General features: G+C 67.1%; 21 protein-coding genes. 11 read left to right on the top strand and 10 right to left on the bottom strand.

What is annotated here, in order from left to right; translation table 11 throughout:
• Positions 1 to 9: 9 nt before the first annotated feature.
• From mdcA to ACSQ2F_RS20375, 4 genes are all read right to left on the bottom strand, one after another.
• Complete coding sequence (gene mdcA / locus ACSQ2F_RS20390) at positions 10 to 1,677, bottom strand: malonate decarboxylase subunit alpha (RefSeq protein WP_436026070.1); 1,668 nt, start codon at positions 1,675 to 1,677, stop codon at positions 10 to 12.
• Positions 1,678 to 1,681: 4 nt separating this feature from the next.
• Positions 1,682 to 2,677: a Bug family tripartite tricarboxylate transporter substrate binding protein gene (locus ACSQ2F_RS20385; protein ID WP_436026887.1), complete on the bottom strand. Its 996-nt coding sequence runs from the start codon at positions 2,675 to 2,677 to the stop codon at positions 1,682 to 1,684.
• Between the two features lie 74 nt (positions 2,678 to 2,751).
• Positions 2,752 to 3,780 carry a LysR family transcriptional regulator gene (locus ACSQ2F_RS20380; RefSeq protein WP_436026069.1) on the bottom strand — a complete coding sequence of 343 codons (1,029 nt, stop codon included), beginning with the start codon at positions 3,778 to 3,780 and terminating at the stop codon, positions 2,752 to 2,754.
• Between the two features lie 477 nt (positions 3,781 to 4,257).
• Positions 4,258 to 5,223, bottom strand: coding sequence for a LysR family transcriptional regulator (locus ACSQ2F_RS20375; protein WP_436026068.1), 966 nt, complete (start codon positions 5,221 to 5,223; stop codon positions 4,258 to 4,260).
• A 148-nt stretch (positions 5,224 to 5,371) separates the two neighbouring features.
• Here ACSQ2F_RS20375 and ACSQ2F_RS20370 point away from each other — a divergent pair, with 148 nt between their 5' ends.
• The 5 genes from ACSQ2F_RS20370 (at position 5,372) to ACSQ2F_RS20350 (ending at position 12,598) form a co-directional block, all read left to right on the top strand.
• Complete coding sequence (locus tag ACSQ2F_RS20370; protein WP_436026067.1) at positions 5,372 to 6,391, top strand: TRAP transporter substrate-binding protein; 1,020 nt, start codon at positions 5,372 to 5,374, stop codon at positions 6,389 to 6,391.
• A 191-nt stretch (positions 6,392 to 6,582) separates the two neighbouring features.
• A complete protein-coding gene (locus ACSQ2F_RS20365) occupies positions 6,583 to 7,797 on the top strand; it encodes a fumarylacetoacetate hydrolase family protein (RefSeq protein ID WP_436026066.1) in 1,215 nt (404 codons plus the stop codon).
• 28 nt (positions 7,798 to 7,825) lie between these two features.
• Positions 7,826 to 8,428: a TRAP transporter small permease gene (locus ACSQ2F_RS20360; RefSeq protein WP_436026065.1), complete on the top strand. Its 603-nt coding sequence runs from the start codon at positions 7,826 to 7,828 to the stop codon at positions 8,426 to 8,428.
• Positions 8,425 to 9,702 (top strand): TRAP transporter large permease subunit, encoded by a 1,278-nt coding sequence (locus ACSQ2F_RS20355; RefSeq protein ID WP_436026064.1) that lies wholly within the window; start codon positions 8,425 to 8,427, stop codon positions 9,700 to 9,702. The genes ACSQ2F_RS20360 and ACSQ2F_RS20355 overlap by 4 nt, the downstream gene beginning before the upstream one ends.
• A 55-nt stretch (positions 9,703 to 9,757) precedes the next feature.
• Positions 9,758 to 12,598, top strand: coding sequence for an endo-1,4-beta-xylanase (locus ACSQ2F_RS20350; protein ID WP_436026063.1), 2,841 nt, complete (start codon positions 9,758 to 9,760; stop codon positions 12,596 to 12,598).
• Between the two features lie 85 nt (positions 12,599 to 12,683).
• Here the strand turns inward: ACSQ2F_RS20350 and ACSQ2F_RS20345 are convergent, their stop codons facing one another.
• The 4 genes from ACSQ2F_RS20345 to dnaA form a co-directional block, all read right to left on the bottom strand.
• A complete protein-coding gene (locus tag ACSQ2F_RS20345; protein ID WP_436026062.1) occupies positions 12,684 to 13,835 on the bottom strand; it encodes a DUF3883 domain-containing protein in 1,152 nt (383 codons plus the stop codon).
• 28 nt (positions 13,836 to 13,863) lie between these two features.
• Entirely contained in the window at positions 13,864 to 16,362 is a 2,499-nt protein-coding gene (gene gyrB / locus ACSQ2F_RS20340; RefSeq protein WP_436026061.1) for a DNA topoisomerase (ATP-hydrolyzing) subunit B, read from the bottom strand.
• A 91-nt stretch (positions 16,363 to 16,453) separates the two neighbouring features.
• Positions 16,454 to 17,569 carry a DNA polymerase III subunit beta gene (gene dnaN, locus ACSQ2F_RS20335; protein WP_436026060.1) on the bottom strand — a complete coding sequence of 372 codons (1,116 nt, stop codon included), beginning with the start codon at positions 17,567 to 17,569 and terminating at the stop codon, positions 16,454 to 16,456.
• A gap of 233 nt (positions 17,570 to 17,802) precedes the next feature.
• A complete protein-coding gene (gene dnaA / locus ACSQ2F_RS20330) occupies positions 17,803 to 19,218 on the bottom strand; it encodes a chromosomal replication initiator protein DnaA (RefSeq protein ID WP_436026059.1) in 1,416 nt (471 codons plus the stop codon).
• A gap of 372 nt (positions 19,219 to 19,590) precedes the next feature.
• Here dnaA and rpmH point away from each other — a divergent pair, with 372 nt between their 5' ends.
• The 6 genes from rpmH to ACSQ2F_RS20300 all read left to right on the top strand — a co-directional run bounded on the left by rpmH (position 19,591) and on the right by ACSQ2F_RS20300 (position 24,426).
• Positions 19,591 to 19,725, top strand: coding sequence for a 50S ribosomal protein L34 (rpmH, locus tag ACSQ2F_RS20325; protein ID WP_047486751.1), 135 nt, complete (start codon positions 19,591 to 19,593; stop codon positions 19,723 to 19,725).
• 46 nt (positions 19,726 to 19,771) lie between these two features.
• Positions 19,772 to 20,317, top strand: coding sequence for a ribonuclease P protein component (locus tag ACSQ2F_RS20320; RefSeq protein ID WP_436026058.1), 546 nt, complete (start codon positions 19,772 to 19,774; stop codon positions 20,315 to 20,317).
• Positions 20,318 to 20,331: 14 nt separating this feature from the next.
• Positions 20,332 to 20,679 (top strand): membrane protein insertion efficiency factor YidD, encoded by a 348-nt coding sequence (yidD, locus tag ACSQ2F_RS20315; protein WP_436026057.1) that lies wholly within the window; start codon positions 20,332 to 20,334, stop codon positions 20,677 to 20,679.
• The gene (gene yidC / locus ACSQ2F_RS20310) at positions 20,676 to 22,358 is read left to right on the top strand and encodes a membrane protein insertase YidC (protein WP_436026056.1); all 1,683 of its coding nucleotides are present in this window, start codon (positions 20,676 to 20,678) and stop codon (positions 22,356 to 22,358) included. Before yidD ends, yidC begins: the two co-directional genes overlap by 4 nt.
• Positions 22,359 to 22,458: 100 nt before the next feature.
• Positions 22,459 to 23,847 (top strand): tRNA uridine-5-carboxymethylaminomethyl(34) synthesis GTPase MnmE, encoded by a 1,389-nt coding sequence (mnmE, locus tag ACSQ2F_RS20305; protein ID WP_436026055.1) that lies wholly within the window; start codon positions 22,459 to 22,461, stop codon positions 23,845 to 23,847.
• A gap of 111 nt (positions 23,848 to 23,958) precedes the next feature.
• Positions 23,959 to 24,426 (top strand): cyclic nucleotide-binding domain-containing protein, encoded by a 468-nt coding sequence (locus ACSQ2F_RS20300; RefSeq protein ID WP_436026054.1) that lies wholly within the window; start codon positions 23,959 to 23,961, stop codon positions 24,424 to 24,426.
• A gap of 24 nt (positions 24,427 to 24,450) precedes the next feature.
• Here ACSQ2F_RS20300 and ACSQ2F_RS20295 read toward each other — a convergent pair whose 3' ends face one another.
• A complete protein-coding gene (locus ACSQ2F_RS20295; RefSeq protein WP_436026053.1) occupies positions 24,451 to 25,269 on the bottom strand; it encodes an HDOD domain-containing protein in 819 nt (272 codons plus the stop codon).
• Positions 25,270 to 25,367: 98 nt separating this feature from the next.
• Entirely contained in the window at positions 25,368 to 26,138 is a 771-nt protein-coding gene (locus ACSQ2F_RS20290; protein ID WP_436026052.1) for a sulfite exporter TauE/SafE family protein, read from the bottom strand.
• Between the last annotated feature and the right edge of the window lie 522 nt (positions 26,139 to 26,660).

Below are 26,660 nucleotides of genomic sequence, written 5' to 3'. Positions count from 1 at the left end.
CTGCCTTTCTCACCAGTTGCGGAAGCGCCGCGGGGGGGAATAGAGGCCGCCGGAGGCGCGCACCAGGTCGCGCATGGAGCGCGCGGCCAGGAGGTTGCGGGTGGCCTGGCGGGGATCGATGCCGAGGTCTTCGGGGCGGCGGATGATGCCGCGATCGCGCAGGTTCTCGACCATGCGGCGGTCACGTCCGGCGCCCACGGGCGTGTGGCCGGCGACGCCACGGATGGCCTGCTCGCGCTCCTCGTCGGAACGGCAGAGCAGCAGGTTGGCGATGCCCTCTTCGGTCAGCACGTGGGTCACGTCCTCGCCGTAGACCATGATCGGCGGCAGCGCCATGCCGGCCTGTGTCTGCACGGTCCAGGCGTCGAGCCGCTCGACGAAGGCGGGCTGCATGTGTTCGCGGAAGGTCTCGACCATCTGCACCACGAGCTTCTGTCCGCGTGGTGTGCCGCGGCTGCCGCCGAGCCCCGACCGCGCTTCACGGCCGGCCTTCAACCAGGTGTCGCTGGCATGGCGGCGGCCGCGCGCGTCGGCGCCCATGTTGGGCGCCCCACCGAAGCCGGCGATGCGGCCGAGGGTGGCGGTGGAGCTGTTGCCGTCCAGGTCCATCTGCAGGGTGGAGCCGATGAAGAGGTCGCAGGCGTAGTGGCCGGCCGCCTGGCTGAAGGCGCGGTTGCTGCGCAGCGACCCGTCGGGCCCGGTGAAGAAGACGTCCGGACGGGCGCGGATGTAGTCTTCCATGCCGAGCTCGGAGCCGAAGCAATGGACCGACTCCACCCATCCGGCCTCGATGGCGGGAATGAGGGCGGGGTGCGGGTTCAACGCCCAGTGCGTGCAGATCTTGCCCTTGAGGCCGAGCGACTCGCCGTAGGTCGGCAGCAGCAGCTCGATGGCCGCGGTGTCGAAGCCGATGCCGTGGTTGAGCCGCTTCACTCCGTACTCGGCGTAGATGCCCTTGATGGCCATCATCGCCATCAGCACCTGCACCTCGTTGATCTGCGCCGGGTCGCGGGTGAAGAGCGGCTCGATGAAATGCGGCCGGGGCGCCTCGATGACGAAGTCCACCCAGTCGGCCGGAATGTCCACCCGCGGCAGCTTGTCGACCACCTCGTTCACCTGGGCGATGACGATGCCGCGCCGGAAGGCGGTGGCCTCCACGATCGCCGGCGTGTCCTCGGTGTTCGGGCCGGTGTAGAGGTTGCCCGCGGCGTCAGCGCTGTGCGCGGCCACCAGGGCGACCCGCGGCGTCAGGTCCACGAAGTAGCGGGCGAAGAGTTCCAGGTAGGTGTGGATGGCCCCGATCCGGATGCGGTCCTGCGCCACCAGGTTGGCCAGGCGCGCACCCTGCGGGCCGGAGAAGGAGAAGTCGAGGCGCGACGCGATGCCGCGCTCGAAGACATCCAGGTGCTCGGGCAGCGAAAGCACCGACTGCACCATGTGCAGGTCATTCACCCGCGATGGATCCACCTGCAGCAGCGCGCCGGCCAGGAAGTCGGCCTGCTTCTGGTTGTTGCCTTCCAGGCAGACCCGGTCGCCCGGCTCGAGCACGGCATGCAGCAGGTCGACGACGTCCGCGTGCGCGACGTGTCGACCGGCAGACCGCGACCCCAGCTGCCCGGCCGCGCGGGCCAGGCGCTCGTCGCGGTTGCGGGACAGGTGGTTCCAGTCGCGGTCCACGGTGTTACTCCAGCTTGATCTTGCCGTCCTTGACCACGGCGGCCCAGCGCTTCGTTTCCGATGCGATGAAGTCACCGAAGGCCTTGCCGGTGAGCGTCGGCGGCTCGGCGCCGATGTTGTTCCAGGCCGTCGTCAGCTCCTTCGAATGGAGGGCGCTGTGCAGCTCGGCGGCCATGCGCTCCATGGCGGGCGCCGGCGTGCCGCGCACCGCCCACAGGCCGTACCACGTGGACACCTGGTAACTCGGCAGGCCGGCCTGCACCGTCGTCGGCACATCCGGGAAGCCGGGCGCCGGCTTGTCGCTGGCCACCGCGATGGCGCGCAGGCGCCCGCTGCGGATGTGCGGCGCCGAGGAGCCGAGGCCGTCGAACATCATGTCGACCTGGCCGCCCATCAGGTCCTGCAGCGCAGGGCCCGTGCCACGGTAGGGAATGTGGGTGATGAAGGTCTTGGTCTGGGCCTTGAAGAGCTCACCCGCGAGGTGATGCGAGGAGCCGTTGCCGGCGGAGCCGAAGGTGACCTTGCCGGGGTTGGCCTTCAGGTAGGCGATCAGGCCCTTCAGGTCGGTGACGGGCACGTTCTTCGGGTTCACCACGATCACCTGCGGCACGCTGGAGATCATCGCGACCGGCACGAAGTCGCGGGTCAGGTCGTAGTCGAGCTTGGGGTAGATCGACGGGGCGATGGTGTGGTGCACGCCCCCCATGAACCACGTGTAGCCGTCCGGCGCGGCCTTGGAGGCGATGCCGGCGCCGAGGTTGCCACCGGCGCCGCCCCGGTTGTCGATGACGATCTGTTGGCCGAGCAGCTTGCCGAGCGGCGGCGCGAGCGGTCGGGCGAATGCATCGGTGCCGCCGCCCACCGGGAAGGGCACGACGACGGTCACGGGCTTGGCGGGCCAGGCCTGCGCATGCGCCACGCCGGTGGAGAAGGTCAGGGCCAAACTGGCGGCAGCGAACAGAACCGCCGCAGTGCGGCGTTGGAACGGTTGCGAGGGCATCCTCATGGGTGTCTCCTGGTGGGTAAAGGCCAGTCGGTTCGCCGCACGATAGGGGTGCGGCCAACGTCGATCAATCACACGCGTTCGGCGATCGTTACGGTTTCCGGAACGGTGGCGCCCCGCCGCGGGTCGGTGCCCGGCTGGCGGTCGAGCTCGGTGGCATAGCTGCGGCACGCGGCCAGCAGCGAGAGCAGGTTGGGGTCGCGCTCCCGGGTGCGGAGGAAGGCGACGCAGATCTTCTGCCGCAGGCGAAAGCGCGGGTCGAGCGGAATCAGCTCCACCTCGCCCGGCAGCGCGGGGCGGATGCGCCCCGGCAGCAAGGTGCAGCCCATGCCGCCGCCGACGAGGTTCATCAGCGAGAAGATGTCGCCCGTGGTCATCGCGATCGTGGGCGCGTAGCCGGCGGTGCGGAAGGCCTCGTGGAAGCGGTCGTGCGTGACGAAGCCCTCCGTGAGGCTGACGAAGCGTTCGTCGGCGCAGGTGGCGAGGTCGATGCTGGGCCGCCCCGCATAGGGCGACCCGCGACGGGTGGCGAAGAAGATGTCGTCCTCGAAGAGCAGCTGCGTCTCGATGTCCGGCGAGGGCGCCGGCTCGCCGAGCAGCGCCGCATCCACCAGGCCATCGCGCAGCTTGCGCAACAGGTCCGCGTTCGAGCCGAGCACCAGCTCCGCCCCCACCTCCGGGCGCCGCAGCCGCAGGCCCATCACCAGCGCCGGCACGGTGCCACTGGTGAGGGAATACAGCGAGCCGATGCGGATGCTGTCGGCGGCATAGCCGGCCACCGCCCGGGTGGTGCGGATGCCTTCGCTCATCGTGCGCAGCACGTCTCGGGCGACCTCGGCCAGCTCGCGGGCGGCTTCCGTCGGGATGAGGTTGCGACCTTCGGGGCGGAACAGGGTGCAGCGCACGCCCGCCTCCAGCGAATGCAGGGCGCGGTGCACGCTCACCGCGCTGGTGCCCAGCCGCTCGGCGGCGCGGCCGAGGCTGCCGGTCTCGAGAAAGGTGAGCAGGACTTCCAGCTTGCGGAAGGTGACTTGCTCGTCGATGGGGGTGGGCACGGAGATGTCTGCGAGATGAGCCGGGGAGTGGATGGTCGCATTCACGCGGCCATCGTCGGCCGTTGGTGCGTACCTAGTTACCCTAGGGTGGTGAGGAGGAATTGGGAATTGGTGAAGTTCGCAGCGAGCCCTCACCTTCGGGCTCTTGATTGAAAGGGTGGTCGCTGGGCCCCCCGCGCCCAGTGGCGGTCAGCAAGCGGGACCCGTGCCTAGGTCTACAAGGCCAACCGCGACCCGTTGAACCGGTCATCCGCGCCGCGTACCCTTCAAGGCCCGCCGCAACGACCGATTGAACCCGGCGTCCGAGTCAAGACGATGTCATCGGCTTCTGGCGGTGGGTCAGGCGTCACCGGGATGTCGGAACGACGCCCGCCTTCCACCGTCGCACCTCCACGTCACGACCGCGCAGCCTCATCCCCAGGCCACGCTACTTCATCAAACTGTAGGTCAAGGCCCGTCGCCGCGCCAATACGCCAGCGACATCGAACGACATTTCGGCGCATAGGGCGTACCAAGGAGGGATCAGATGGCGTCGACCTCCGGTCGGGCCAGCGCGCGGATCACGTCGATGAAGGCCTGCACGGCGGTGCTCGGTGCCTCGCCTTGCAGCGTGATCAGGCCGTAGTCGGGCATGCGGTCGGGGAGCTCGGCGGCGATGCGCGTCAACAGGCCCCGCCGCACGTACTTGTCGACGAGCGCCGCCGGCTGCAGCGACAGCATGTGGGTGCTCTGCATCAGCTCCAACGCGAAGAGGAACGATGGTGTCTCGACGATGCCGGAGGTGAGCGAAAGCCCCGTGCGGCTGAAGATGTCGTCGGACACCTTGCGCAACGCGGTGGACGTGGGGTACAGGATCCACGGCCAGCGCGACAGCTCGAGCAGGCCCGGGGCATTGGGGCCTCGCAGCGGATGGTCGACACCCGCAGTGATCTGCAGACCTTCGCCGGCGAGCTTCTCGTATCGGAACTGGTCGCGTTGGACGTCATCTGTGAAGCGACCGATCATGACGTCGATCTTGCGCTCGGCCAGCCACACGATGAGTTGATCGCTGCTCTGCTCGAGCACCTTGACCACCAGCAGCGGCCGCCGGCGCTGCAGCTCGGCCACCGCGGCGATCAGGAGGTGTGCGGCGGAGCCGGAGATGGCACCGATCGTCACGTGGCCGTGGCCGCCCTGCTTGAGCGTGCTGAACTCGTCGACGAACTTGCGGTGGCCGTCGAGCGCCGAGTGGGCGTACGTCAGGGTGAAGAGCCCGAGCTCGTTGGGCCGCATGCCGCGCGGCAGGCGATCGAACAGCTGCGCTTCGAGCATCTCCTCGATGTCCATCAACACCTTGGTGGCCGCCGGCTGGGTGATGTGCATCCGCTCGGCGGTCAGCCGCAGGTTGCGGGTGGCGCCCAGGATGTCGAGGAACTGCAGATGCCGGAAACGCAGGCGCGAGACCTGCGCCAGCGCCAAGGGTTTCCCAGGAGGCTTGTCCGAACTCATCAGCATTTGGAATGGATGCTAGCGAAAAAGTCAGTGGACCGGCCTAGGGCGCTCACCTAGCCTTCGCTCACTCAACACCGCCCTCGCAGAGGGCCGACGCGTCGGGCCACGCAAGCCGTGCCCCGCACCTCACCCTTCCGGAGACATCATGCAAATCAGATCGCTTGCCCTGGCCGTCGCGTTGCTGGCCGCACTCGTCTCACCCGTTTCGGCGCAGATCAAAGAGCGGGTGTTCAAGGTCGGCACCGGCCTGAGCGACGACCATCCGCAGGTCAAGTCGCTGAAGTACTTCGCCGAGCAACTGGCCGCCAAGAGCGGGGGCAAGCTGGTGGCACGGGTCTACGCCAGCGGCGCGCTGGGCAACGACATCAGCATGACCTCCGCGCTGCGCGGCGGCACGCTGGAGATGACCATCCCCGACAGCTCCACCCTGGTGTCACTGGTCAAGCCCTTCGGCGTCCTGAACCTGCCCTTGACCTTCGACAACGAAAAGGAGGCCGATGCCGTGCTGGACGGGCCGTTCGGCCAGAAGCTGCTGGCCACGCTGCCGGACAAGGGCCTGGTCGGCCTGGGTTTCTGGGAGAACGGCTTTCGCCACGTCACCAACTCGCGCCGCCCGGTGCAGCGTGCCGACGACCTGAGCGGACTGAAGCTGCGCGTCATCCAGAGCCCGCTTTTCCTCGACACCTTCAACGCGCTGGGCGCCAATGCCACGCCCATGCCGTTCACCGAGCTGTACACGGCGATGGAGCAGACGGCGGTCGACGGGCAGGAGAACCCGGCGGCCACCATCCTCGCCAGCAAGTTCTACGAAGTGCAGAAGCACATGGTGATGTCGCGGCACATGTACAGCGCCTGGGTGCTGCTGATGTCGAAGAAGACCTGGGACGGCCTGTCGGCTGAGGAGCAGAAGATCGTGCAGGACGCCGCGCGCGAGGCCACGCTGCACGAGCGCAAGGCCATCCGGGCGTTCTCGGAGACCGCCCTGGCTGACCTGAAGAAGGCGGGCATGCAGATCACCGAACTGCCGGCGGCCGAGCAGGCGAAGCTGCGCAGCAAGCTGCAGCCGGTGCTCGACAAGTTCGGCAAGGAGTTCGGCGAGAGCACCACCGCCGAATTGAATGGCGAACTCGCCAAGCTGCGCGGCGGCACGACGGCCCGCCAGTAGGTCGCCGGCCGAGGCGGAGCTGCCGCCTTGCTTCCCTGCCTTCCATCCGCCTTGCCGCCCCATCGGAAGCGATGCGCTGCTGCCCGCCGACCCTGTGGTCAACGGGGTGGCCGGACATCGCCCGCGAGGTGTCCGCGCAGGGAAGAACGCTTCTCCACCACCCCTCGGTGACAACGCTCAAGGATTCCCGAATGACAGCGACGACGACGACCCAGCCCGGGCCTGGCAATGGCCTCCACCCGGTGCTGCCGAAGGACGGCTTGGCCGGTACCCTCGTGGGGCGGGTGTGGCGCGGCGGCACGCCGGCGGGGCCGGCGGTGGTGGTGGTGCGCCCTGAAGGGGTGTTCGACCTGAGCCGGCAATTCGCCACCATGAGCACGCTGCTCGACGCGAGCGATCCCGCGCAGGCGGTGCGTGCGGTCGCCGGCGAGTTCCTGTGCAGCAGCGATGCGCTGCTCGACAACAGCAAGGCCGACGGCCGCGCCCCCACGTTGCCGTGGCTGCTCGCCCCCTGCGACCTGCAGGTCGTCAAGGCCGCGGGCGTGACCTTCGCCGCCAGCATGATCGAGCGGGTGATCGAGGAGCAGGCCGGCGGCGATGCGAGCCGGGCGGACGGGCTGCGCCATCAGGTCATGGCCTTGATCGGCGCGAGCCTCGCCGACCTCCGGCCCGGCTCCGAGCAGGCCATGGCGCTGAAGCGCCTGTTGCAGCAGAAGAAGCTGTGGTCGCAGTACCTCGAGGTCGGCATCGGGCCGGACGCCGAGGTCTTCACCAAGGCGCCCGTGCTGTCCGCCGTGGGGCACGGGCAGGAGATCGGCATTCGCGCCGACTCGGCCTGGAACAACCCCGAGCCGGAGGTGGTGCTGGCCGTCAACAGCCGCGGTGGCATCGTCGGCGCGACGCTCGGCAACGACGTCAACCTGCGCGACATCGAAGGCCGCAGCGCGCTGCTGCTCGGCAAGGCCAAGGACAACAACGCCTCGTGTGCCATCGGCCCGTTCATCCGCCTGTTCGACGGCGACTTCGGCCTGGACCAGCTTCGGCAGGAGACGGTGCACCTGCACGTCACTGGCCACGACGGCTTCACGCTGCGCGGTATCAACACCATGGCCAGCATCAGCCGCGACCCGCTCGACCTGGTGGCCCAGACGCTTGGCTCGCATCAGTATCCCGACGGCTTCATGCTCTTCCTCGGCACCCTCTTCGCGCCCACCGAAGACCGCGACCAACCGGGCAGCGGCTTCACCCACAAGCTGGGCGACGTCGTCACCATCCACAGCCATTGGCTGGGCAGCCTGCAGAACCGGGTCACCCACTGCGACGCGGCACCGCCCTGGCAGTTCGGCCTGCGCGCCTTCATCGCCAACCTGGCCGAACGGGGCCTGCTGCAAGGAGCGTCGCTGTGACGACGGGCCGACGCCCGGAGGCCGGCTCATGATCGACGCCGCCATCGATCGCTTCTGCCGCGCCATCGAGTTGACGATCGCCGCCGCGCTGGCCGTGATGGTGGTGCTCGTCTTCGGCAATGTCGTGCTGCGCTATGCCTTCAATTCGGGCATCGCGGTCAGTGAGGAGGTGTCGCGCTGGCTGTTCGTCTGGCTGTGCTTCCTCGGCGCCGTGGTGGCATTGAAGGAGGGTGAGCACCTGGGCACGGACATGCTGGTGTCGCGCCTGCCGGTGGCGGGCAAGAAGGCCTGCCTGGCGCTGGGCCATCTGCTGATGCTGTACGTGACCTGGCTCTTCCTCCGAGGCAGCTGGCAACAGACCCTCCTCAACCATGATGTGACCGCGCCGGTGACCGGCGCACCGATGTCGATGTTCTACGCATCGGGCGTGGTCTTCTCGATCTGTGCGGGTGTCCTGCTGCTGTTGCAGCTCGTGCGACTCTTGACCGGCCACCTCGCCGAGCGCGACCTGGTGCGCGTGAAGGACTCGGAGGAGCAGGCCGAGTTCGAAGCGCTGCAGGCCGACCTGGCGCGCAGCGACGCGCAGCCTGTCCCTGCTGCCAACGACGTTCCCCGTCGCCCACATCCATGACCGTCTTCATCTTCCTCGGCAGCCTGATCGGCGCGATGGCGCTGGGCATTCCCATCGCGTATGCCCTGCTGGCCAGCGGCGTGGCGCTGATGTGGCACCTGGACCTCTTCGACGCGCAGATCCTGGCCCAGAACTTCATCAACGGGGCCGACAGTTTCCCGCTGCTCGCCGTGCCCTTCTTCATGCTGGCCGGCGAGATCATGAACGTCGGCGGGCTGTCGCAGCGCATCGTCAACTTTGCGTTGGCGCTCGTCGGTCATGTGAAGGGCGGGCTGGGCTACGTCACGATTCTTGCGGCGTGCCTGCTGTCGGCGTTGTCGGGCTCGGCCGTGGCCGACGCCGCGGCCCTGACGGCGCTGCTGCTGCCGATGATGATCAAGGCCGGGCACAAGACGGCGGTGTCGGGCGGGCTCATCGCGGCGTCCGGTGTCATCGGTCCCATCATTCCACCGAGCATCGGCTTCGTCATCTTCGGCGTGGCCGCCAACGTGTCGATCAGCAAACTGTTCATTGCCGGCATCGTCCCCGGCATCATGATCGGGCTCGGCCTCGCGTTGGCCTGGTGGTGGGTCGGCCGCAAGGAGGCCATCGTGCCGCCTGCGCGCAAGACGCGGGCGGAGGTGTGGCGTGCGGCGCGCGAAGCGGTGTGGGCGCTGTTGCTGCCGGTGTTCATCCTCGTGGGCCTGCGCATGGGCGTGTTCACGCCCACCGAAGCGGCGGTGGTGGCCGCGGTCTACGCGCTCTTGGTCACCACCGTGGTGTACCGAGAGCTCGAGCTGCGGGCGCTGGTGCACATCTTCATCGCGGCGGCCCGCACCACGGCCGTGATCATGTTCCTCGTGGCGTCCGCCATGGTCTCGGCCTGGCTCGTCACGGTGGCCGACCTGCCGACGCAGATGGTGGAGCTGCTTCGGCCGCTGCTCGACCAGCCGACGCTGCTGCTCATCACCCTCATGCTGCTGGTGATGGTCGTGGGCACGGCGATGGACATGACTCCCACCATCCTGATCCTGACGCCGGTGCTGATGCCGCTGATCAAGGCGGCCGGCATCGACCCCGTCTACTTCGGCGTGCTGTTCATCATCAACAACTCCATCGGCCTGATCACCCCGCCCGTCGGCACCGTGCTCAACGTGGTGGCCGGCGTGGGCCGGATGAAGATGGACGAGGTCACGGTCGGCGTCCTGCCGTTCATGCTGGCCCAGCTGGTGGTGATGTTCGTCATGGTCCTCTTTCCCCAGACGGTACTGGCGCCCCTGCGCTGGTTCTACTGACGCCCGGGCCCGGGCGCGGGGCCCGGGGCCGCTTTCCAACCAATGGAGACGACACATGCCGCTGATTTCGACTGACGCCTCGGTGCGCATTGCCCGGTCGCCGGGAAGCGGGTCCCACCCGCCCGCGCTGAAGCGCATCTGGCTGGCCCTGCCGGCGATGCTGACGATGGCGACCGGCGCGCTCGCAGCTGAGCGGCCCACGAACCCGGCGCATTGGCCGGCGCTGAAAGAGGTCTACCGGCACCACTTCATGATCGGCAGCACCAACCTCAGCGCGGCGAACTTCGCGGCGGGTGTGGTGCCCGGTGAAGATTCGGTCCCGGCCATGACCGTGAAGCACTTCAACGCGGTGACGCCGAGCAACGCGATGAAGCCGGAATTCTGGACCGGGGGCATCAGCAACCCGTCCCCCGCGTTCCTCACCAACCTGAGCTCGGGCATCAACGCCGACATCCGCGCAGCCAACGCCCGTGGCGTGAAGGTCACCGGACACACCTTGCTGTGGCACAACCAGTCGGCCCAATGGCCTGCCGCCAACGTCGCCACGCCGAACGGTGGATGGGAAACGCCCTGGGACCACGCCATGGCCAAGACCAGCCTCGAGTACTACGTCCGCACCGTGGCCGGGCACTTCGACCGTGAACCGTTCAAGGTCTACGCCTGGGACGTCGTCAACGAGGCGTTCAAGGACAACCCCGAGAACCCGGCCGACTGGCGCAATGCGCTGCGCACCGGCTACAACCCGGAAGAGCGGCCGTCGCGCTGGGCCCAGGCCTACGCCAAGGGTGGCAAGGGCTGGGACTACATGTACGACGCCTTCTTCCATGCGCGCCAGAACACCACCGCGCTGCTGAACTACAACGACTTCAACGACAACGAGCGAGCGTCGAAGGCGACCGCCATCGCGGCGATGGTGAAGGAGTTCAACGAGCGGTATGCGGCCGAGTCGGCTGCGGGCCGGGGCCGGGTGCTGCTCGACGCCCGGGGCCGGCCGAGGCCGCTCGTCGACGTGATCGGCACCCAGGGGCACTGGGACATGCGGCTCAACCTGGACGCCCTGGAGCGGACCCTGCAGACCTACCTCGAGACCGGCGTGAATGTCGACCTGACCGAGCTGGACTTGGCGCCCACGCTGGGCCTCGACAAGGCCACCCGCATCCAGGACGGGCCCGAGATGAACGCGCTGTTCCTCGAGCAAGGCATCCAGTACGCCAGGCTGTTCAGCTTGCTCAAGGAGTATGCCGCCGGCCCGGGCGGTCGACACCACGAGTACCAGGGCGGCGTGCACCGCGTCACCTGGTGGGGCATGACCGACCCGGGGTACCACACCAACGGCTACCCGTGGTCCGCCGTGGGCCAGCCCAAGGAAGCGTACTGGGCCGCGACGAACCCCGAGCGCTACCTCATCGAAGCCGGCTTGCCGCCGCATGGCGTGAAGGCGAGCTTCCGCTACGGCGGCGAGACCTTCAAGGCCAGGAGCTGGGGCGGCACCAGTGCGAGCACGATGCTCGACATCAACGTGCCCGTCGCCACCCGCAAGGTCGAGTTCAACGCGGGCGACGTCTCCCTGCCCCCCGGCTTCTCGGTCGAGCGCATGACGTTCAACCCGCCCGACTGCGCCGTGACGCCCGGCAAGCCGTGCCACGTGACGGTCACCGCGCGCGGCCCCGCACCGGCCGCGGCCTACCGGAACGTCGGCGTCGAGAACACCGCCACCTTCGTGCTGTCCTTCGGCCAGATGGCCGTCGCGTGGATGGACGCACCCAACGCCTTGTCCGCGCCCCTGGCCTATGCCGACGTGCGCTTCAGTGACGGCACGACCCGCTTCAAGCAGTACAAGACCTACTACGCCGGCGACGGCATGGCCCGAGCCTCCGGCCGCACCGAGATGAGGCCCGTTCCGAAACACGGTCGGGATACGCTCATCCTCTCGCCACACGACGCCATCGCCGGACCGCTCGGACTTCGGCTCGCCAAGGGCCCCGCCACCGAGAAAGCCTGGCGGCTCGTCAAGCGATTCGAACCCGGCAGGACCTACCTCGTGGCCTCGGCGACGTCCGTGCCCCACGACGGCGGCGAGACGCGCACATCGGTCCTCACCAACCGGACGAAGCCCGCGACGGCCAGCTCACCCGAATCCCTGTCGCGCACGCCCGTGGTCCTGCAGGGCGACACGCTCCTGCCCTTGCGCAATGCCAACGCGCCCACCAGCGAACCCGCCCTCGCCCAGGACAACCACAAGTTCGTCTTCGAGCCGGTCAGGCGCGCTACGGCCGGCCAGCATGCTGGCGTGCTCGGCCACACGATGCAGAGCTTCATCCACGGCAGCAACGTCTACCCGCACGTCGTCTTCCGAGGCAACGGCGCGCCCGGCACCATCGTGGGCAATCAGCATTCGCTGATCAGCCGCCAGACCAATGGGCAGGAAGGCTCACAGATCGCCGACCGTGCGCTCGACCAGGCCGTGTGGTTCAACACGCCCGTCGACCCGAGGACCGGTGAGATGAAGCTGTTCCTGCTCAGCGGGCAGGGGGCGCGCCATCACGTCCTGAAGGAAGTGACGGACGGGACCACGCCCAACCGCGACGCCGGCAACGCCATCAGCCAGCGACAGGCCGCCGTTGGCGGGTTCGTCGCGATGCAGGCGAGCGGCCCGGAGGAAGGCACGGCGGTCAAGCTGTACGCGCATGACATCCAGGCGTACTTGCCGGGGGATGTGGATGGGGATGGCGATTTGACCTGTGAGGACGTGTGGGCGGCGAGGGCGGCGCTCGGAAAGCACGAGGGGGACGGCGGCTTCCTCCGCAACGCCGACCTCGATGAGGACGGCGTGGTGGACATGCGCGACGTGATGGTGCTGTGGCGGCTGTTGCCGAGGAGTGAGCGTTGCCGGTGATCGGGCATTGAATCGGGCTGACCGGCGGGTCAGCCCGGTGTTGGCTGCGATTGGTTGACGATCAACCCGCTGGTTGCAGCTTGCCCTATCGCGTGGCCCTGAAGGTCGCCGGATCGAGGTGACAGTGCTGTTCGATCGCACCATGCAACGCGAAGAAGCGTGGCTCCGTACGAAACCGATACAGGCGGTAGAGCTGGAAGGACTCGGGCCGCTCTCGCGCGAACTCGACTTCGTTGGCCGTGATGTAGAACGGAGTCGCAGCGTCGTGCGCCGTCGTCTTCACCTCGATGAAGCGCTCCTTGCCGTCCACGTCGAAGGAAAGGACGTCGTAGCCCAAGCCGTCACCTTGCGTCTGCGAGACATGCGCCACCTTGTCAGCCAAACGCGGTGCACCTTCACTGACCAACCGCCAACGCTCGTAGCCGACGACGAACTCCTCTCCCGCTGTCCCCAACGAGCGATTTCTCGCCTCCAATTCAAGGAAGTCTCTGCGCGTCGGGACACGCTTGTATGGAGCGCGCTCCTCACCCACATGGACCCGGCGAGCCGGTGCCTCTACGCGAACCCGGGCAAAGTCGTCGATGTCAGGCACGACGGCCGGTCTCTCCACCGCAGCATCTGCCAGCTTGTCCAGCAGAGGGTGTGATGGCAGCTGCCTGCTGATCACCTCCAACAGTGCATCACGTTGAAAGTTGCCTCGGGGCTTGTAGCCGTTCAGCGGGGGGTACCCGAGCTCCATGAGCGCGGCGCTGATGTTGGCGCGCTTGAATTCGATCGCTCCCTTGCTGCGTTGTCGCAGCAAGGGCATGAGCGCTCTCGCCCGTTCGGCCTTGTTGAAGGTCTGTCCGGCCAACTCTCGGATCAGCATCTCCAAGTAGTCGGCAACGATCAACTCGTTTTCCGAAGACGTCCAGTCTCGATCAACCTGGTTGTCTGTTTCCTCAGAGCCCCGGACGACCTGAAAACCCAGGCCACGCAGCGCCTTGACCACGGTGACCTCGCCACCCGAGAACTGCTTCGGGCGAAGCGGACCTACTTCGGGATGACCGAAGCCAAACGCCGCGCCCGCGACCGCTTTGGAATCGCAAGGAAGCCCAGACTCAGGATCGACGACGAAGTACTCTCGCGCCGGTCCGAATCCATACTTTTGCAAGAAGGCGTCTCGACCGAGCCTGACGAACTCACCAAGTGCGAGCTGAACCGACCTGCGGTCCAGCTGGGACAGCTTGTTGGACATGGCGGCCGGAAGGCGGCTGAGTCAACCGTCACGCATCAATGTTGGCCGCCCTCAACGCATTCTGCTCAATGAACTCCCGACGCGGTTCCACCTCGTCGCCCATGAGCATGGTGAACACGCGATCGGCCTCGATCGCATCGTCGATCTGCACGCGCAGCAGGCGCCGGACGTTGGGGTCCATCGTGGTCTCCCACAGCTGCTCGGGGTTCATTTCGCCGAGGCCCTTGTAGCGCTGGCGGCCGACGGCGTTTTCGGCTTGGGCGATGAGCCAGGCCATGGCTTGGCGGAAGTCGGTGACGCGGGATTCCTTTTGCTTTTCGCCTTCGCCGCGCTTGATGACGGCCTCGTTGCTGACGAGGCCCTTGAAGGTGAGGCCGGCGGTGCTGAGGGTTTCGTAGTCGGCGCCGTGGAGGAAGTCGGGGGTGATGATGCTGCTCTTCACGTTGCCGTGGTGCATGCGGCTGACGCGCAGGATGTGCTTGTCGGTGCGGGCATCGAACTCGGCGGTGACTTCAGCGCTGTGCAGGGCGGCCTTGAGGGCGGCGGCGCTGGCTTCGGCGGCTTCCAGGGTGTCGAGGTCGAGCACGAGGCCGTTGGCCATGGCGCGCAGGGCTTCGACGTCCATCCAGGCGCTCAGGCGGTCGACCACGTTGTTGGCGGTGACGTACTTGCGGGCCTGCTCTTCGAGTTCCTCGCCGGCGAGGATGCGGCCGTCGACGCCCGTCTCGAGCTTGGCGTCCTTCAAGGCGACCTTGAGGAGGTAGGCGTCGAGCTCGGTGCCGTCCTTGAGGTACTGCTCTTCCTTGCCGAGCTTGACCTTGTAGAGCGGCGGCTGGGCGATGTAGATGTGGCCGCGCTCGACGATCTCGGGCATCTGGCGATAGAAGAACGTGAGCAGCAGGGTGCGGATGTGGGCGCCGTCGACGTCCGCGTCCGTCATGATGATGATGCGGTGGTAGCGGAGCTTGTCGGGGTTGAATTCTTCCTTGCCGATGCTCGTGCCCAGCGCCGTGATCAGCGTGAGGATTTCATTGCTGGTGAGCAGGCGCTCGAAGCGGGCGCGCTCGACGTTCAGGATCTTGCCGCGCAGCGGCAGGATCGCCTGGAACTTGCGATCACGGCCCTGCTTGGCGGAGCCGCCGGCGGAGTCGCCCTCGACGATGTAGATCTCGCACAGGGCGGGGTCCTTCTCCTGGCAGTCGGCGAGCTTGCCGGGCAGGCCCATGCCGTCGAGCACGCCCTTGCGGCGCGTCATCTCGCGGGCCTTGCGGGCGGCTTCGCGGGCGCGTGAGGCCTCGACGATCTTGCTGCAGATGATCTTGGCGTCTTGCGGGTTCTCGAGCAGGTAGTCGGTGAGGGCCTTGCTGACGACGTCTTCGACGGGGCCGCGCACTTCGCTGCTGACGAGCTTGTCCTTGGTCTGGCTGCTGAACTTGGGCTCGGGCACCTTCACGCTCAGCACGCAGCACAGGCCTTCGCGCATGTCGTCGCCGGTCACCTCGACCTTGGCCTTCTTGGCGTACTCGTTCTCTTCGATGTACTTGTTGATGACGCGGGTCATCGCGGCGCGCAGGCCGGTGAGGTGGGTGCCGCCGTCACGCTGCGGGATGTTGTTGGTGAAGCAGAGCACGCTCTCGGAGTAACCGTCGTTCCACTGCATGGCCACCTCGGCGGTGATCATGGTGTTCTGGTCGCTCATCTTCTCGCCACTGGCCGCGAAAACGTTGGGGTGCAGCGTCTTCTTGCCGGTGTTGATGAACTGGACGAAGCCCTTCACGCCGCCGGCGAACGCGAAGTTCTCTTCGCGGTTGTTGCGCTCGTCGATGAGGCGGATCTTGACGCCGTTGTTGAGGAAGCTCAGCTCGCGCAGGCGCTTGCTGAGGATCTCGTAGTGGAAGTCGATGTTGGAGAAGATCTCGAGGTCAGGGAGGAAGTGCACCTCGGTGCCGCGCTTCTCGGTCTCGCCGATGATCTTCATCGGAGACACCTCGAAGCCATCGCGCTGCTCGAGGATGCGGTCTTGCGGGATGCCCTGCTTGAACTCGAGGAAGTGCACCTTGCCTTCGCGGCGCACCGTGAGGCGCAGCCACTTGCTCAGGCCGTTCACGCAGCTCACGCCCACGCCGTGCAGGCCGCCCGAGACCTTGTAGCTGTTCTGGTTGAACTTGCCGCCGGCGTGCAGCTCGGTGAGCGCGATCTCGGCCGCACTGCGCTTGGGCTCGTGCTTGTCGTCCATCTTGACGCCGGTCGGGATGCCGCGGCCGTTGTCGGTGACGCTGATGGAGTTGTCGCTGTGGATGGTGACGACGATGTCGTCGCAGTGGCCGGCGAGCGCTTCGTCGATGGAGTTGTCGACGACCTCGAAGACGAGGTGGTGCAGGCCGGTGCCGTCGGACGTGTCGCCGATGTACATGCCGGGGCGCTTGCGCACGGCCTCCAGGCCTTCGAGGATCTGGATGCTGCCTTCGCCGTAGGCGGCGCTGGCATTGGCACTGGCCTGGGACTTGTTGATGTCTTCGTCGCTCATGGCTCTTGGGTCTCTTCGGAATGAATCAGACACCGGACGGGCGGCAAGCGCCTGCAGGTGTCGTCGATCAAATGGGGCGGAACGGGCTCACTCAGATCCGCATCGGCATCACGACGTACTTGAAGCCGGTCTGCTCGGGGATGGTGATGAGCACGCTGGAGTTGGTGTCCTGGAGCTCGAGCTTGACCATGTCGACGCTCATGTTCGACAGGGCATCCATCAGGTAGGTGACGTTGAACCCGATCTCGATGGTGTCGCCGCCGTAGTCGATCTCGAGTTCTTCCTTGGCTTCTTCCTGCTCGGCGTTGCTGGAGGCGATGCGCAGCACGCCGGGCTCGATGTTGACGCGCACGCCCTTGAACTTGTCGCTGGTCAGGATGGCGGCACGCTGCAGGCTCGCCAGCAGGGCGGTGCGGCCCAGCACGACGCTGTTGCGGTGGTTCTTGGGGATGACGCGGTTGTAGTCCGGGAACTTGCCCTCGACGAGCTTGGTGACGAACTCCATGCCGCTGAAGCTGAACTTCGCCTGGTTGCCGGCGAAGCGCATCTCGATGGCATTGTCGCCGGCCTTGTCGTCGCTCAGCAGGCGCTGCAGTTCGAGCACGGTCTTGCGCGGGAGGATGACCTCCTGCTTGGGGATCTCGGTGTCGAGGGTGGCCTGGGCGAGCGCCAGGCGGTGGCCGTCGGTGGCCACGAGGGTGAGGCTCGTGCCCTCGGCGACGAAGAGGATGCCGTTGAGGTAGTAGCGGATGTCGTGCACCGCCATGGCGAAGTGCACCTGGTTGATCAGGCCCTTGAGCACCTTCTGCGGCACGCTGAACATGGGGCCGAAGTCGGCGGCCTCCTGCACCAGCGGGAAGTCGTCGGCCGGCAGCGTCTGCAGGGTGAAGCGGCTCTTGCCGCCCTGCAGGGTGAGCTTGTTCTGGGCCGCGCTCAGGCTGACGACCTGGTCGGCGGGCAGCGCGCGAAGGATGTCGATCATCTTGCGGGAGCCGACGGTGGTCGCGAAGTTCGCGTCGTCGCCGCCGAGCTCGACAGTGGTCCGCACCTGGATCTCCAGATCGCTCGTCGTGAGCTCGATCTGCCCCCCCGTCTTGCGGATCAGCACGTTGGCCAGGATGGGCAAGGTGTGCCGGCGCTCGACGATCCCGGACACCGCCTGCAGAGCGCTGAGGACTTTTTCTTGCGCTGCTTTCAAGACAATCATGTCAACCTCTTCATTTAGTCGTCTTAGTAGAGAGCGACGTTTTCTGTGGAGAACGCTATTTTCTTCTTTTCGATCAACCGCTTAGCCTACTGAGAACCCTGTGGGCCGACACGCCGGTTTGACGGGACTCGCGACCCACAACTTTGCGAAACGCGGCAAAGCTGTGGACATCTCCTGGGTTGTTCTGAAGTTGTCCCCAGGTTTGTTGCTTGACAGTCTGCCATTGACCGGGGTCAGCCCTTGAGGGTCTGCTCCAGCACATGCAACTGCTGGTTCAGCTCGGAGTTCTTCTGCCGCTCGCCGGCGATCTTGCGAACGGCGTGCAGGACGGTGGTGTGATCGCGCCCGCCGAAGAGCTCGCCGATCTCGGGCAGGCTCTTCTGGGTCATCTCCTTGGCCAGGTACATGGCAATCTGGCGCGGGCGGGCGATGCTCGCCGGGCGCTTCTTGCTGTACATGTCGGCGACCTTGATCTTGTAGAAGTCGGCGACGGTCTTCTGGATGTTCTCCACGCCGACCTGGCGGTTCTGGATGGACAGCAGGTCCTTCAGGGCCTCGCGGGCGAGCTGGATGTTGATGTCCTTGAGGGAGAAGCGCGAGTAGGCGAGGATCTTGCGCAGCGCGCCTTCGAGCTCGCGCACGTTGGCCCGCACGTTCTTGGCCACGAAGAAGGCGACGTCCTCCGGCATGGGCGTGCCCTCGGCATCGGCCTTGCGCATCAGGATGGCCACGCGCATCTCGAGCTCGGGTGGCTCGATGGCGACCGTGAGGCCGGCGTCGAAGCGGGAGGTGAGGCGCTCGTCGATGTCCACCAACCCCTTGGGGTAGGTGTCGCTCGTCATGATGATGTGGGCCTTCTTGGCGAGCAGCGCCTCGAAGGCGTTGAAGAACTCCTCCTGCGTGCGCTCCTTGCCGGCGAAGAACTGCACGTCGTCGATCAGCAGCAGGTCGAGCTGGTGGTACTTGGCCTTGAGCTCGTCGAAGGTCTTGCGCTGGTAGTTCTTCACCACGTCGGTGATGAACTGCTCGGCATGCAGGTACAGCACCCGGGCGTCCGCCCGGTCGGCCAGCAGAGCATTCCCCACGGCATGGACCAAGTGCGTCTTGCCGAGGCCGACGCCGCCGTAGATGAAGAGCGGGTTGTACATCTGCCCCGGCGCCCCCGCGACATGCAGGGCCGCGGTGCGGGCCATCTGGTTGGCGCGCCCCGGCACCAGGGTGTCGAAGGTGAGCACCGGGTTGAGCCGGTGCCGCGGCAGGCTGGGTGGCGCTTCGAGCCGGGGCCGGCCGGAGCTGCCGTCCCGGGGACCGGAGTCGAGCAGGTGGATGACCGGCGTCGGAGTGTCCGAGCGGCTGGGCTCGGGCGGACGCGAGGGCATGGGTGCGGCGTCACGAGGCGCCAGCGAGAGGTCGAGGCGCACGGGCTTGCCGGCGAGTTCGGACAGCACGGCCTCGATGCGCGAGGCGTACTGGTTGCGGATCCAGTCGAGCTTGAAACGGTTGGGAACGCGCAGGGAGGCCACGGCGCCGTCGGGGCCGGCGTCGGTCACACTGGCCGCCGGGAGCGGGCGGATCCAGGTGTTGAATTGTTGTTCGGGCAGTTCGGCGGCGAGGCGCTCGCAGCCGCGCTGCCACAGGTCAGCGCTCATGTTGTGGAAAACTCTTCTTGGAGCGGCTGGATTCTACGTGCTGGAGAGGGGGTTTCAACATGGTTATCCACAGTTTAGCGCGCGCTCGCGGCGAAGCCGTGACGCATGCCTGCGGTGAGGCGGCTTTGACTTCGCAGCGGCTTTAGGGTGTAATCGTGGGTTTCCCGAAGGCCTATCGGCTCTCTTCCGGGGTGCGTGCGTGGGCCAAACCCATTGCCGTGCCCGTTCACGGCAGGGGCGCCCGCACGATCGTGCGAGCACGCTTGGCAGCGCTCGAGGGGCCCTTGGCCATGAGTTTGTTCTGCACAGTCCGCGCGGCATGCCGCGAGGGAGCGTGCGCGACCGACGGCCTTTCCAAGCTGAGACCTGATCATGAAACGTACCTACCAAGCCTCGAAGACCCGCCGCGCCCGTACCCATGGCTTCCTCGTGCGCATGAAGACCCGCGGCGGCCGCGCCGTGATCAACGCACGTCGCGCCAAGGGCCGCAAGCGCCTGGCTGTCTGAGCCCGACGCAGGCGGGCGTTGTGCTCGGTCGCCTCCGGTTGGAGCCGTGATCGGCCGCATCCTCCGGGCCGTCGATTTCGAACGCGTCCTGGGAACGCCCACCCGCGCACGCAGCGCCCACTTCGCCGTGCACTACCTGCCCGGGGTGCCCAGTCGACCCGCAGCCCCGCGCCGCAAGGCCGGGGCGGCTGACTTGTCAACAGGTTCGGAGACCGCCCAGCCGTTGGCTGTGGAAGAGTCCGTCGCTCCGGCGACCGAGGCCTCCCTCGACGCCTGCGCTGATGCCCGCGCTGGTGATGTCGTTGGCGAGCTCGCTGACGCCGGCATCTGGGTCGGCACGGTGGTGCCCAAGCGGCACGCGCGCCGTGCGGTCACGCGCAACCTCCTCAAGCGTCAGATCCACCGCGCCGTGATGGCGCAGGCCGAGGCCGCCTCGGCATCAGGTCTGCCTGCCGGCCTGTGGGTGGTGCGGCTGCGCACTCCCTTCGATCGCAAGGCGTTCAGCAGTGCATCGTCGGATGCGCTGCGCCTGGCCGCGGCCGAAGAACTGGGCACGGTGATGGCCTACGCGGCGCGCCGCGCGCGCGGCTGAGCGGGCGCGCGACCATGCAGTCCTTCGGCCATCACGTTTTTCAGGCACCGCGGCGTTTTCTGATGCTGCTGGTGAAGGGCTATCGGCTCTTTCTCAGCGCCTGGATCGGCAACGTGTGCCGCTTCACCCCGAGCTGCAGCGCCTATTCGCTCGAAGCCCTCGATCGCCATGGCGCCATGGCCGGCAGCTACCTGACCTTGCGACGCCTGGCGCGCTGCCAGCCCTGGTGTCGCGGCGGGCATGATCCCGTGCCCGCGCAAATGCCCGGCCTGTTCACCCGTTGGGTCGCATGCCCGTCACCCGCGGATGACACCCTGTCCTCCGTCTCCCGTATCACTCCTTCCGAGAAGACCCGTACATGACCGATATTCGCCGCACCCTGCTGTGGGTGGTGTTCTCGATGTCGCTCGTCCTGATCTGGGACGCCTGGAACAAGCACAACGGCAACCCGTCGATGTTCAGCCCGCCGCCGCCGGCCCAGACGGCGGCGTCTGCTCCGGTGCCCAACGCGGCGCCTGGCACCCTGCCCGCGCCGGTGGCCACTGGCGCGTCGGGCGTTGCTCCGGCTGCCGCAGGCGCCGTGCCGAGCGCAGCCGCTGCGCCCACCGGCACCGAGAAGGTCACGGTCACCACCGACGTGCTCAAGCTCACCATCGACGCCAGTGGCGCCACGGTGAACCATGCCGAGCTGCTGCAGCAGGCCGACCCGCACGACCCGGCCAAGCGCGTGGTGGTGTTCGACCAGTCGCCCGAGCGCCTGTACCTGGCCCAGTCGGGCTTGATCCCGGCGGGCGGTGGCGCCCAGCTGCCCAATCACTATGCCGTGATGAAGCGTGTGCCGGGTGACACCACCCTGGCCCAGGGCCAGGACGAACTCCAGGTGCAGTTCGAGTCGGCCGAGATCGGTGGCGTGCAACTGGTGAAGACGTTCACCTTCAAGCGTGGTGACTACGTCATCGGCGTGAAGCACGAAGTGCGCAACGTGTCGCAGGCGGCGGTCAGTCCGCAGCTGTACCTGCGCCTGGTGCGCGACGGCAATGCGCCTCCGGGGGAGTCGAGCTTCTACTTCACCTTCACCGGCCCTGCCCTCTACACCGACACCTCGAAGTTCCAGAAGGTCGAGTTCAAGGACATCGAGGACGGCGACGCCGAGCACGAGAAAGCCGCCAACAACGGTTGGGTGGCGATGGTGCAGCACTACTTCGCGTCTGCCTGGCTGCTGAACGGCAACGAGCCGCGCGAGTTCCGCACCCAGAAGGAAGGCGCGAACCTGTACTCGGTGTCGATGGTCGTGCCGCTGGGCACCGTGGCAGCCGGCGAGACGAAGGCACTGGATTCGCGCCTGTTCGTCGGCCCGCAAGAGGAAGACAAGCTCTCGGCGATCGCCCCGGGCCTTGAACTGGTCAAGGACTATGGCTGGTTCACCGTGCTGTCCAAGCCGCTCTTCTGGCTGCTGACGCAGCTGCACAAGTTCCTCGGCAACTGGGGCTGGGCGATCGTGGCGCTGGTGGTGGTACTGAAGGCAGCCTTCTACTGGCTCAATGCCTATGCCTACCGCTCGATGGGCAAGATGAAGGCGGTGAACCCGCGGATCATGGAACTGCGTGAGCGCCTGAAGGACCGTCCGCAGGAGCTGCAGCAGCAGATGATGAAGATCTACCGCGACGAGGGGGTGAACCCGATCGGCGGCTGCCTGCCCATCCTCGTGCAGATGCCGTTCTTCATCGCCCTGTACTGGGTGCTGCTGTCGAGCGTGGAGATGCGCAACGCGCCGTGGATCGGGTGGATCACCGACCTGTCGGCCAAGGATCCCTACTTCATCCTCCCGCTGCTGATGACGGCCACCAGCCTCTTGCAGACCTGGCTCAACCCGACGCCGCCGGACCCGGTGCAGGCCAAGATGATGTGGATCATGCCGCTGGTGTTCTCGGTGATGTTCTTCTTCTTCCCGGCCGGTCTCGTGCTGTACTGGCTGACGAACAACATCCTGTCGATCGCCCAGCAGTACCTGATCAACCGGCAGCTCGGGTTGAACAAGTAGTCGCTCTTTCCACTGCCGTGATCCAGGGGCCTGCAGCGTTGCGCTGCGGGCCCTTTTCGTTTGTGTTTGCAGGCGCTTGCATCTGCCCGACAATGCGCCCATGCTGACTCGCCGTACCCATCCCATCGTGGCCATCACCACCGCCTCCGGGCGTGGCGCGGTGGGCATCGTGAGGTTGTCGGGGCGGCAGTTGGGGCCGGTGATCGAGGCGGTGTGCGGGCAAGCGCTGAGGCCGCGCCATGCCACCTACCTCGCCTTCGCCGATGGCGCCGGCCAGCCGATCGACCATGGCCTGGCGCTGCACTTTCCGGCCCCGCATTCCTACACCGGCGAGGACGTGCTGGAGCTCCAGGCCCACGGCGGGCCGGTGGTGCTGCAGCTGCTGCTGGCGCGTTGCCTGGAGGCGGGTCGGTCCATCGGGCTGCGGCTGGCCGAGCCGGGCGAGTTCACCCAGCGTGCCTTCCTGAACGACAAGATGGACCTGGCGCAGGCCGAGGCCGTGAGCGATCTGATCGACGCCAACACCGAGGCGGCGGCCCGCTCGGCGAGCCGCTCGCTGAGCGGCGCCTTCTCCAACGAGGTGCAGACCTTGCGCGACCGTCTCGTGCGGCTGCGCATGCTGGTCGAGGCGACGCTCGATTTCCCGGAAGAGGAGATCGACTTCCTGCAGAAGGCCGACGCCGCAGGGCAGCTCAAGGCCATCACCGAGGCGGTGAACACCGTGCTCGATCGGGCCCGTCAAGGCGCGCTGCTCCGCGAGGGCATGCAGGTGGTGCTGGCCGGCCAACCCAACGTGGGCAAGAGTTCGTTGCTCAATGCGCTGGCGGGTGCCGAGCTGGCGATCGTCACGCCCATCCCGGGCACCACGCGCGACAAGGTGAGCGAGACGATCCAGATCCAGGGCGTGCCGGTCCACGTGACCGACACGGCCGGCCTGCGCGATGCGGGCGACGAGGTGGAGCGGATTGGCGTCGCCCGCAGCTGGGACGCCATCGAGCGGGCCGATGCGGTGCTGTTCCTGCACGACCTGACGCGGGTGGGCGAGTTCAGCTACGACGTGGCCGACGACCGCATCGCCGAGCGGCTGTTGCAGGTGCTGCCCTCGGCCGACCGCCTGGTGCATGTGTTCAACAAGCGGGACGCGGCGGCGCCGCCCAAGCCGGGTGAGGTGACCGGTCGGCACGTGGTGCTGTCGGCCCAGACCGGTGCCGGTCTCGACAAGCTGCGCAGCCTGCTGCTCGAGCTGGCCGGCTGGCATGCGCAGCCGGAAGGGGTGTTCATCGCCCGTGCGCGGCACGTGACCGCCCTGCAGCTGACCCGCGAACACCTCGGCCTCGCGGGTGAGCTGCTGGGGGCGGAGTCGCCCGCGCTGGACCTGTTGGCCGAGGAACTGCGCCTGGCGCACGACGCGTTGTCGGAGATCACCGGCCAGTTCACTCCGGACGACCTGTTGGGCGAGATCTTCAGCCGGTTCTGTATCGGGAAGTGACGGCGAGTTGCGTCACCCCCGGGATGGGTGGCGAAGGGAGGGCCGATCCCGGTTGTGCCCCCCGGAGGCGCTGTCGATAATCGGCACCTTTACCTACGGGCGCGACACACCATGGAATTCTCCGAACTGGTCCAGGCCATCCAGACGCTGAACGCAGAAGATGCGTTTCGTCCGCGCCTCAACCAGGAGCAGTGGCGCACGATCGGCCCGTATTTCACGCAGCACGAGATCCGCAGCGGCGACCTCCTCATCAAACAGGGCGACACCGACCGCAGCATGTACCTGCTCGGGCGCGGCACCTTGCAGGTGTTCATGACGGGCGGCCCGCCGGGCAGCAACCGCGTGGCCATCCTGCGCGCCGGGTCCATCGTGGGCGAGCCGGGCCTGTTCATCGACGGGCCGCGCACGGCCAACGTGGAAGCCATGACGCCGTGCATCGTGTGGGCCCTTCGCGGCCCGCGCCTGGAGGAACTGTCGCAGCGCTCGCCCGGCCTCGCCCTCGAGCTCATCCGTGCGGCGGGCGGCGTGATGGCGTGCCGCATGCGCGCGGCCATGCAGAAGCAGCTGCCGGTCAGCTGACCGGCACGCCAGCGGTCCGCCGGCTCAGCCGCGGGCTTCGGCGTCTTCGATCTGCTGCTGCACCTTGCGGGCACCGCGCAGCACCAGGGTCTGGTCGAGCATCGCCTGGGGAGCGACCAGCTGGGCCACCTCCTCGAGGCGGTCAGGGTCGGTCATGAGGGTGTTGGCGAGCGCCGACAGCACGCAGATGGAGCGGCGCGGAGCCTGTGCCGGCAACTGGTACAGCGCATTGACGCGCACGTGGTGGCGCACGCTGGCGACAGCGGCCGGCGACAAGCCCCAGCTTTCGCAGAGGGCGGCGCCGAGCGCATCGTGGCTCACGCCGAAGGTCTGGTGCTCGAGGTCGACGAGTTCGGTGTCGTTGCGGGCCTGCTGCAGCATCGGGCGGTAGAGCTCCTGCGAGTGCTTGAAGAGCACGGCCTTGCCGCATTCCTCGAACAAGCCGGCCGAATGGGCGCCCCACGGGTCGACGCTCAGGGCCTGGCCGATGCGGCCCATCAGCAATCCGCGCACGGCCGCCCGCTGCCACACGGCATCGAGCTCGGGAGCGGGCGGAAAGACGGCGCGCAGGCCGAACTCGAACGTGACCGCAGCGACTTCACGCGTGCCGAGGTAGGTCACCGCCTGCTGAACACTCTGGACGCGGCCCTTGAGGCCGTAGAGCGAGGAGTTCACCGCTTTCATGACGGCGGCCGCCAGCGACATGTCGCCTTCGATCAGGTGGCCGACCGCCTGGATGTTGACGTCTTCCTCGGCAAGCAGCAGCGACAACTGGACCAGCGATTCGGGTTGCGCCGGGATGTCGATGTTGAGCGAGCGGAGTTTGGGGTCGACAGACGACATGGCGGGTCCGGGGTGAAGAGCTTCCTCGTGCCATGCTAGCCACCGGGCCGCCAGGCGTAAAGGCGAAGAGACCTGGAAAACCGGGGTAGTTGGCGCAATCAGGCGGCGGCCTTGAACAGCCCGTCCCACGCCGTCTTGAGGATGAGCAGGCTGACGACCACGATGAACATGCTCCGCACGAAACCTGCGCCGTGGCGCAGGGCCAGTCGGGTGCCGAACAGGCTGCCCGCGACGTTGGCCACCGCCATGACGGCGGCGATGTGCCACCACACGTGGCCCTTCCAGGCGAAGAGGGCGATGGCTGCGGCGTTGGTGCCGGTGTTGAGCAGCTTGGCGCCGGCCGAGGCGTTGAGGAAGTCGTAGCCCAGCAGGCGCACGAACAGGAAGACGAAAAAGCTGCCCGTGCCCGGACCGAAGAAACCGTCGTAGAAGCCGATGAGCAGACCGATGGCGCTGGCCACCAGGGCCTCTCTTCGGCCGACATAGAGGGGCGCGTGGTGGCGACCCAGGTCCTTGCGGGCCAGGGTGTACAGCAGCACGGCGAGCAGGACGAAGGGCAGCGCCTTTCGCAAGCCGGTGGCGCTCACCAGGGTGACGGCCCACGCACCCGTGAAGCTGCCGACCAGGGCGGCCGCGGTGGCGGGGGCCAGCGCGTGCCAGCGCATCTCGACCCGCTTGGCGTACTGGCCGGCGGCCCAGGCGGTGCCCAGGATGGCAGCGCTCTTGTTGGTGCCGAACAGCGTGGCCGGGGCGGCATTCGGGAACACGCTGAACAGCGCGGGCAGGAGGATGAGCCCGCCGCCGCCCACGATGGCATCGACGAAGCCTGCCAGCAGGGAGGCAATGGAAACAGTGAGAAGTTCGAGCATGGACGACAGCGGGAGCGGGAAAGGCGAAGGCGAAGGCGAAGGCGAAGGCGGCCCGCGAGTCTGCCTGATGTCGGGCGGTCGTGTCGGTGTGCAGCGCTTGCACGTGCGGATGGGTCGTGGGCCGTCGAGCAGAGATGCCGCAGGAGCCGCCTCTCCCGAGCGGCCCGCCTCCCTGTGGCCGTGAGGCGTCGATGGACCCGGTGGAGTGTCCGTTTCACTCGGAGGCACCAATGACAAGGGGCACCGGATTGCTCCGGTGCCCCTGTCTTCTTTTACTGGCGGATCACGATACGGCTGTGTCAGCCTTTATGTCGCAGCCTCGGGCGGGTGATGCCATTGGGTGCGTGATTGTCTCCTCTGTCCCCCGCCCTGCGAGCATGTGTTCGATGCCTGCTGCGAGTGAACGAAGGTTAGTGCACGGGTGTGTACTGTCACATCAGGTGTTTCCCTGCATCTCCAAAAAAACTTGCGGATCTCCTGTCGAGATCGAGGTCTTCCCCGGCAAAAAGCACAACAAAATTA

The sequence above is a fragment of the Rhizobacter sp. LjRoot28 genome (assembly GCF_964253025.1).
Classification (GTDB): domain Bacteria; phylum Pseudomonadota; class Gammaproteobacteria; order Burkholderiales; family Burkholderiaceae_C; genus Rhizobacter.
This window is presented reverse-complemented; position numbering and strand designations above follow the sequence as displayed.

Coding starts and splice junctions, on each gene's coding strand:
- ACSQ2F_RS20365 (WP_436026066.1), top strand. CDS start 6,583: ATGACAGCGACGACGACGACCCAGCCCGGGCCTGGCAATGGCCTCCAC.
- rpmH (WP_047486751.1), top strand. CDS start 19,591: ATGAAACGTACCTACCAAGCCTCGAAGACCCGCCGCGCCCGTACCCAT.
- ACSQ2F_RS20350 (WP_436026063.1), top strand. CDS start 9,758: ATGCCGCTGATTTCGACTGACGCCTCGGTGCGCATTGCCCGGTCGCCG.
- mnmE (WP_436026055.1), top strand. CDS start 22,459: ATGCTGACTCGCCGTACCCATCCCATCGTGGCCATCACCACCGCCTCC.
- yidC (WP_436026056.1), top strand. CDS start 20,676: ATGACCGATATTCGCCGCACCCTGCTGTGGGTGGTGTTCTCGATGTCG.
- gyrB (WP_436026061.1), bottom strand. CDS start 16,362: ATGAGCGACGAAGACATCAACAAGTCCCAGGCCAGTGCCAATGCCAGC.
- ACSQ2F_RS20345 (WP_436026062.1), bottom strand. CDS start 13,835: ATGTCCAACAAGCTGTCCCAGCTGGACCGCAGGTCGGTTCAGCTCGCA.
- dnaA (WP_436026059.1), bottom strand. CDS start 19,218: ATGAGCGCTGACCTGTGGCAGCGCGGCTGCGAGCGCCTCGCCGCCGAA.
- ACSQ2F_RS20295 (WP_436026053.1), bottom strand. CDS start 25,269: ATGTCGTCTGTCGACCCCAAACTCCGCTCGCTCAACATCGACATCCCG.
- yidD (WP_436026057.1), top strand. CDS start 20,332: ATGCAGTCCTTCGGCCATCACGTTTTTCAGGCACCGCGGCGTTTTCTG.
- ACSQ2F_RS20300 (WP_436026054.1), top strand. CDS start 23,959: ATGGAATTCTCCGAACTGGTCCAGGCCATCCAGACGCTGAACGCAGAA.
- ACSQ2F_RS20375 (WP_436026068.1), bottom strand. CDS start 5,223: ATGAGTTCGGACAAGCCTCCTGGGAAACCCTTGGCGCTGGCGCAGGTC.
- ACSQ2F_RS20355 (WP_436026064.1), top strand. CDS start 8,425: ATGACCGTCTTCATCTTCCTCGGCAGCCTGATCGGCGCGATGGCGCTG.
- ACSQ2F_RS20385 (WP_436026887.1), bottom strand. CDS start 2,677: ATGCCCTCGCAACCGTTCCAACGCCGCACTGCGGCGGTTCTGTTCGCT.
- ACSQ2F_RS20360 (WP_436026065.1), top strand. CDS start 7,826: ATGATCGACGCCGCCATCGATCGCTTCTGCCGCGCCATCGAGTTGACG.
- ACSQ2F_RS20290 (WP_436026052.1), bottom strand. CDS start 26,138: ATGCTCGAACTTCTCACTGTTTCCATTGCCTCCCTGCTGGCAGGCTTC.
- ACSQ2F_RS20370 (WP_436026067.1), top strand. CDS start 5,372: ATGCAAATCAGATCGCTTGCCCTGGCCGTCGCGTTGCTGGCCGCACTC.
- dnaN (WP_436026060.1), bottom strand. CDS start 17,569: ATGATTGTCTTGAAAGCAGCGCAAGAAAAAGTCCTCAGCGCTCTGCAG.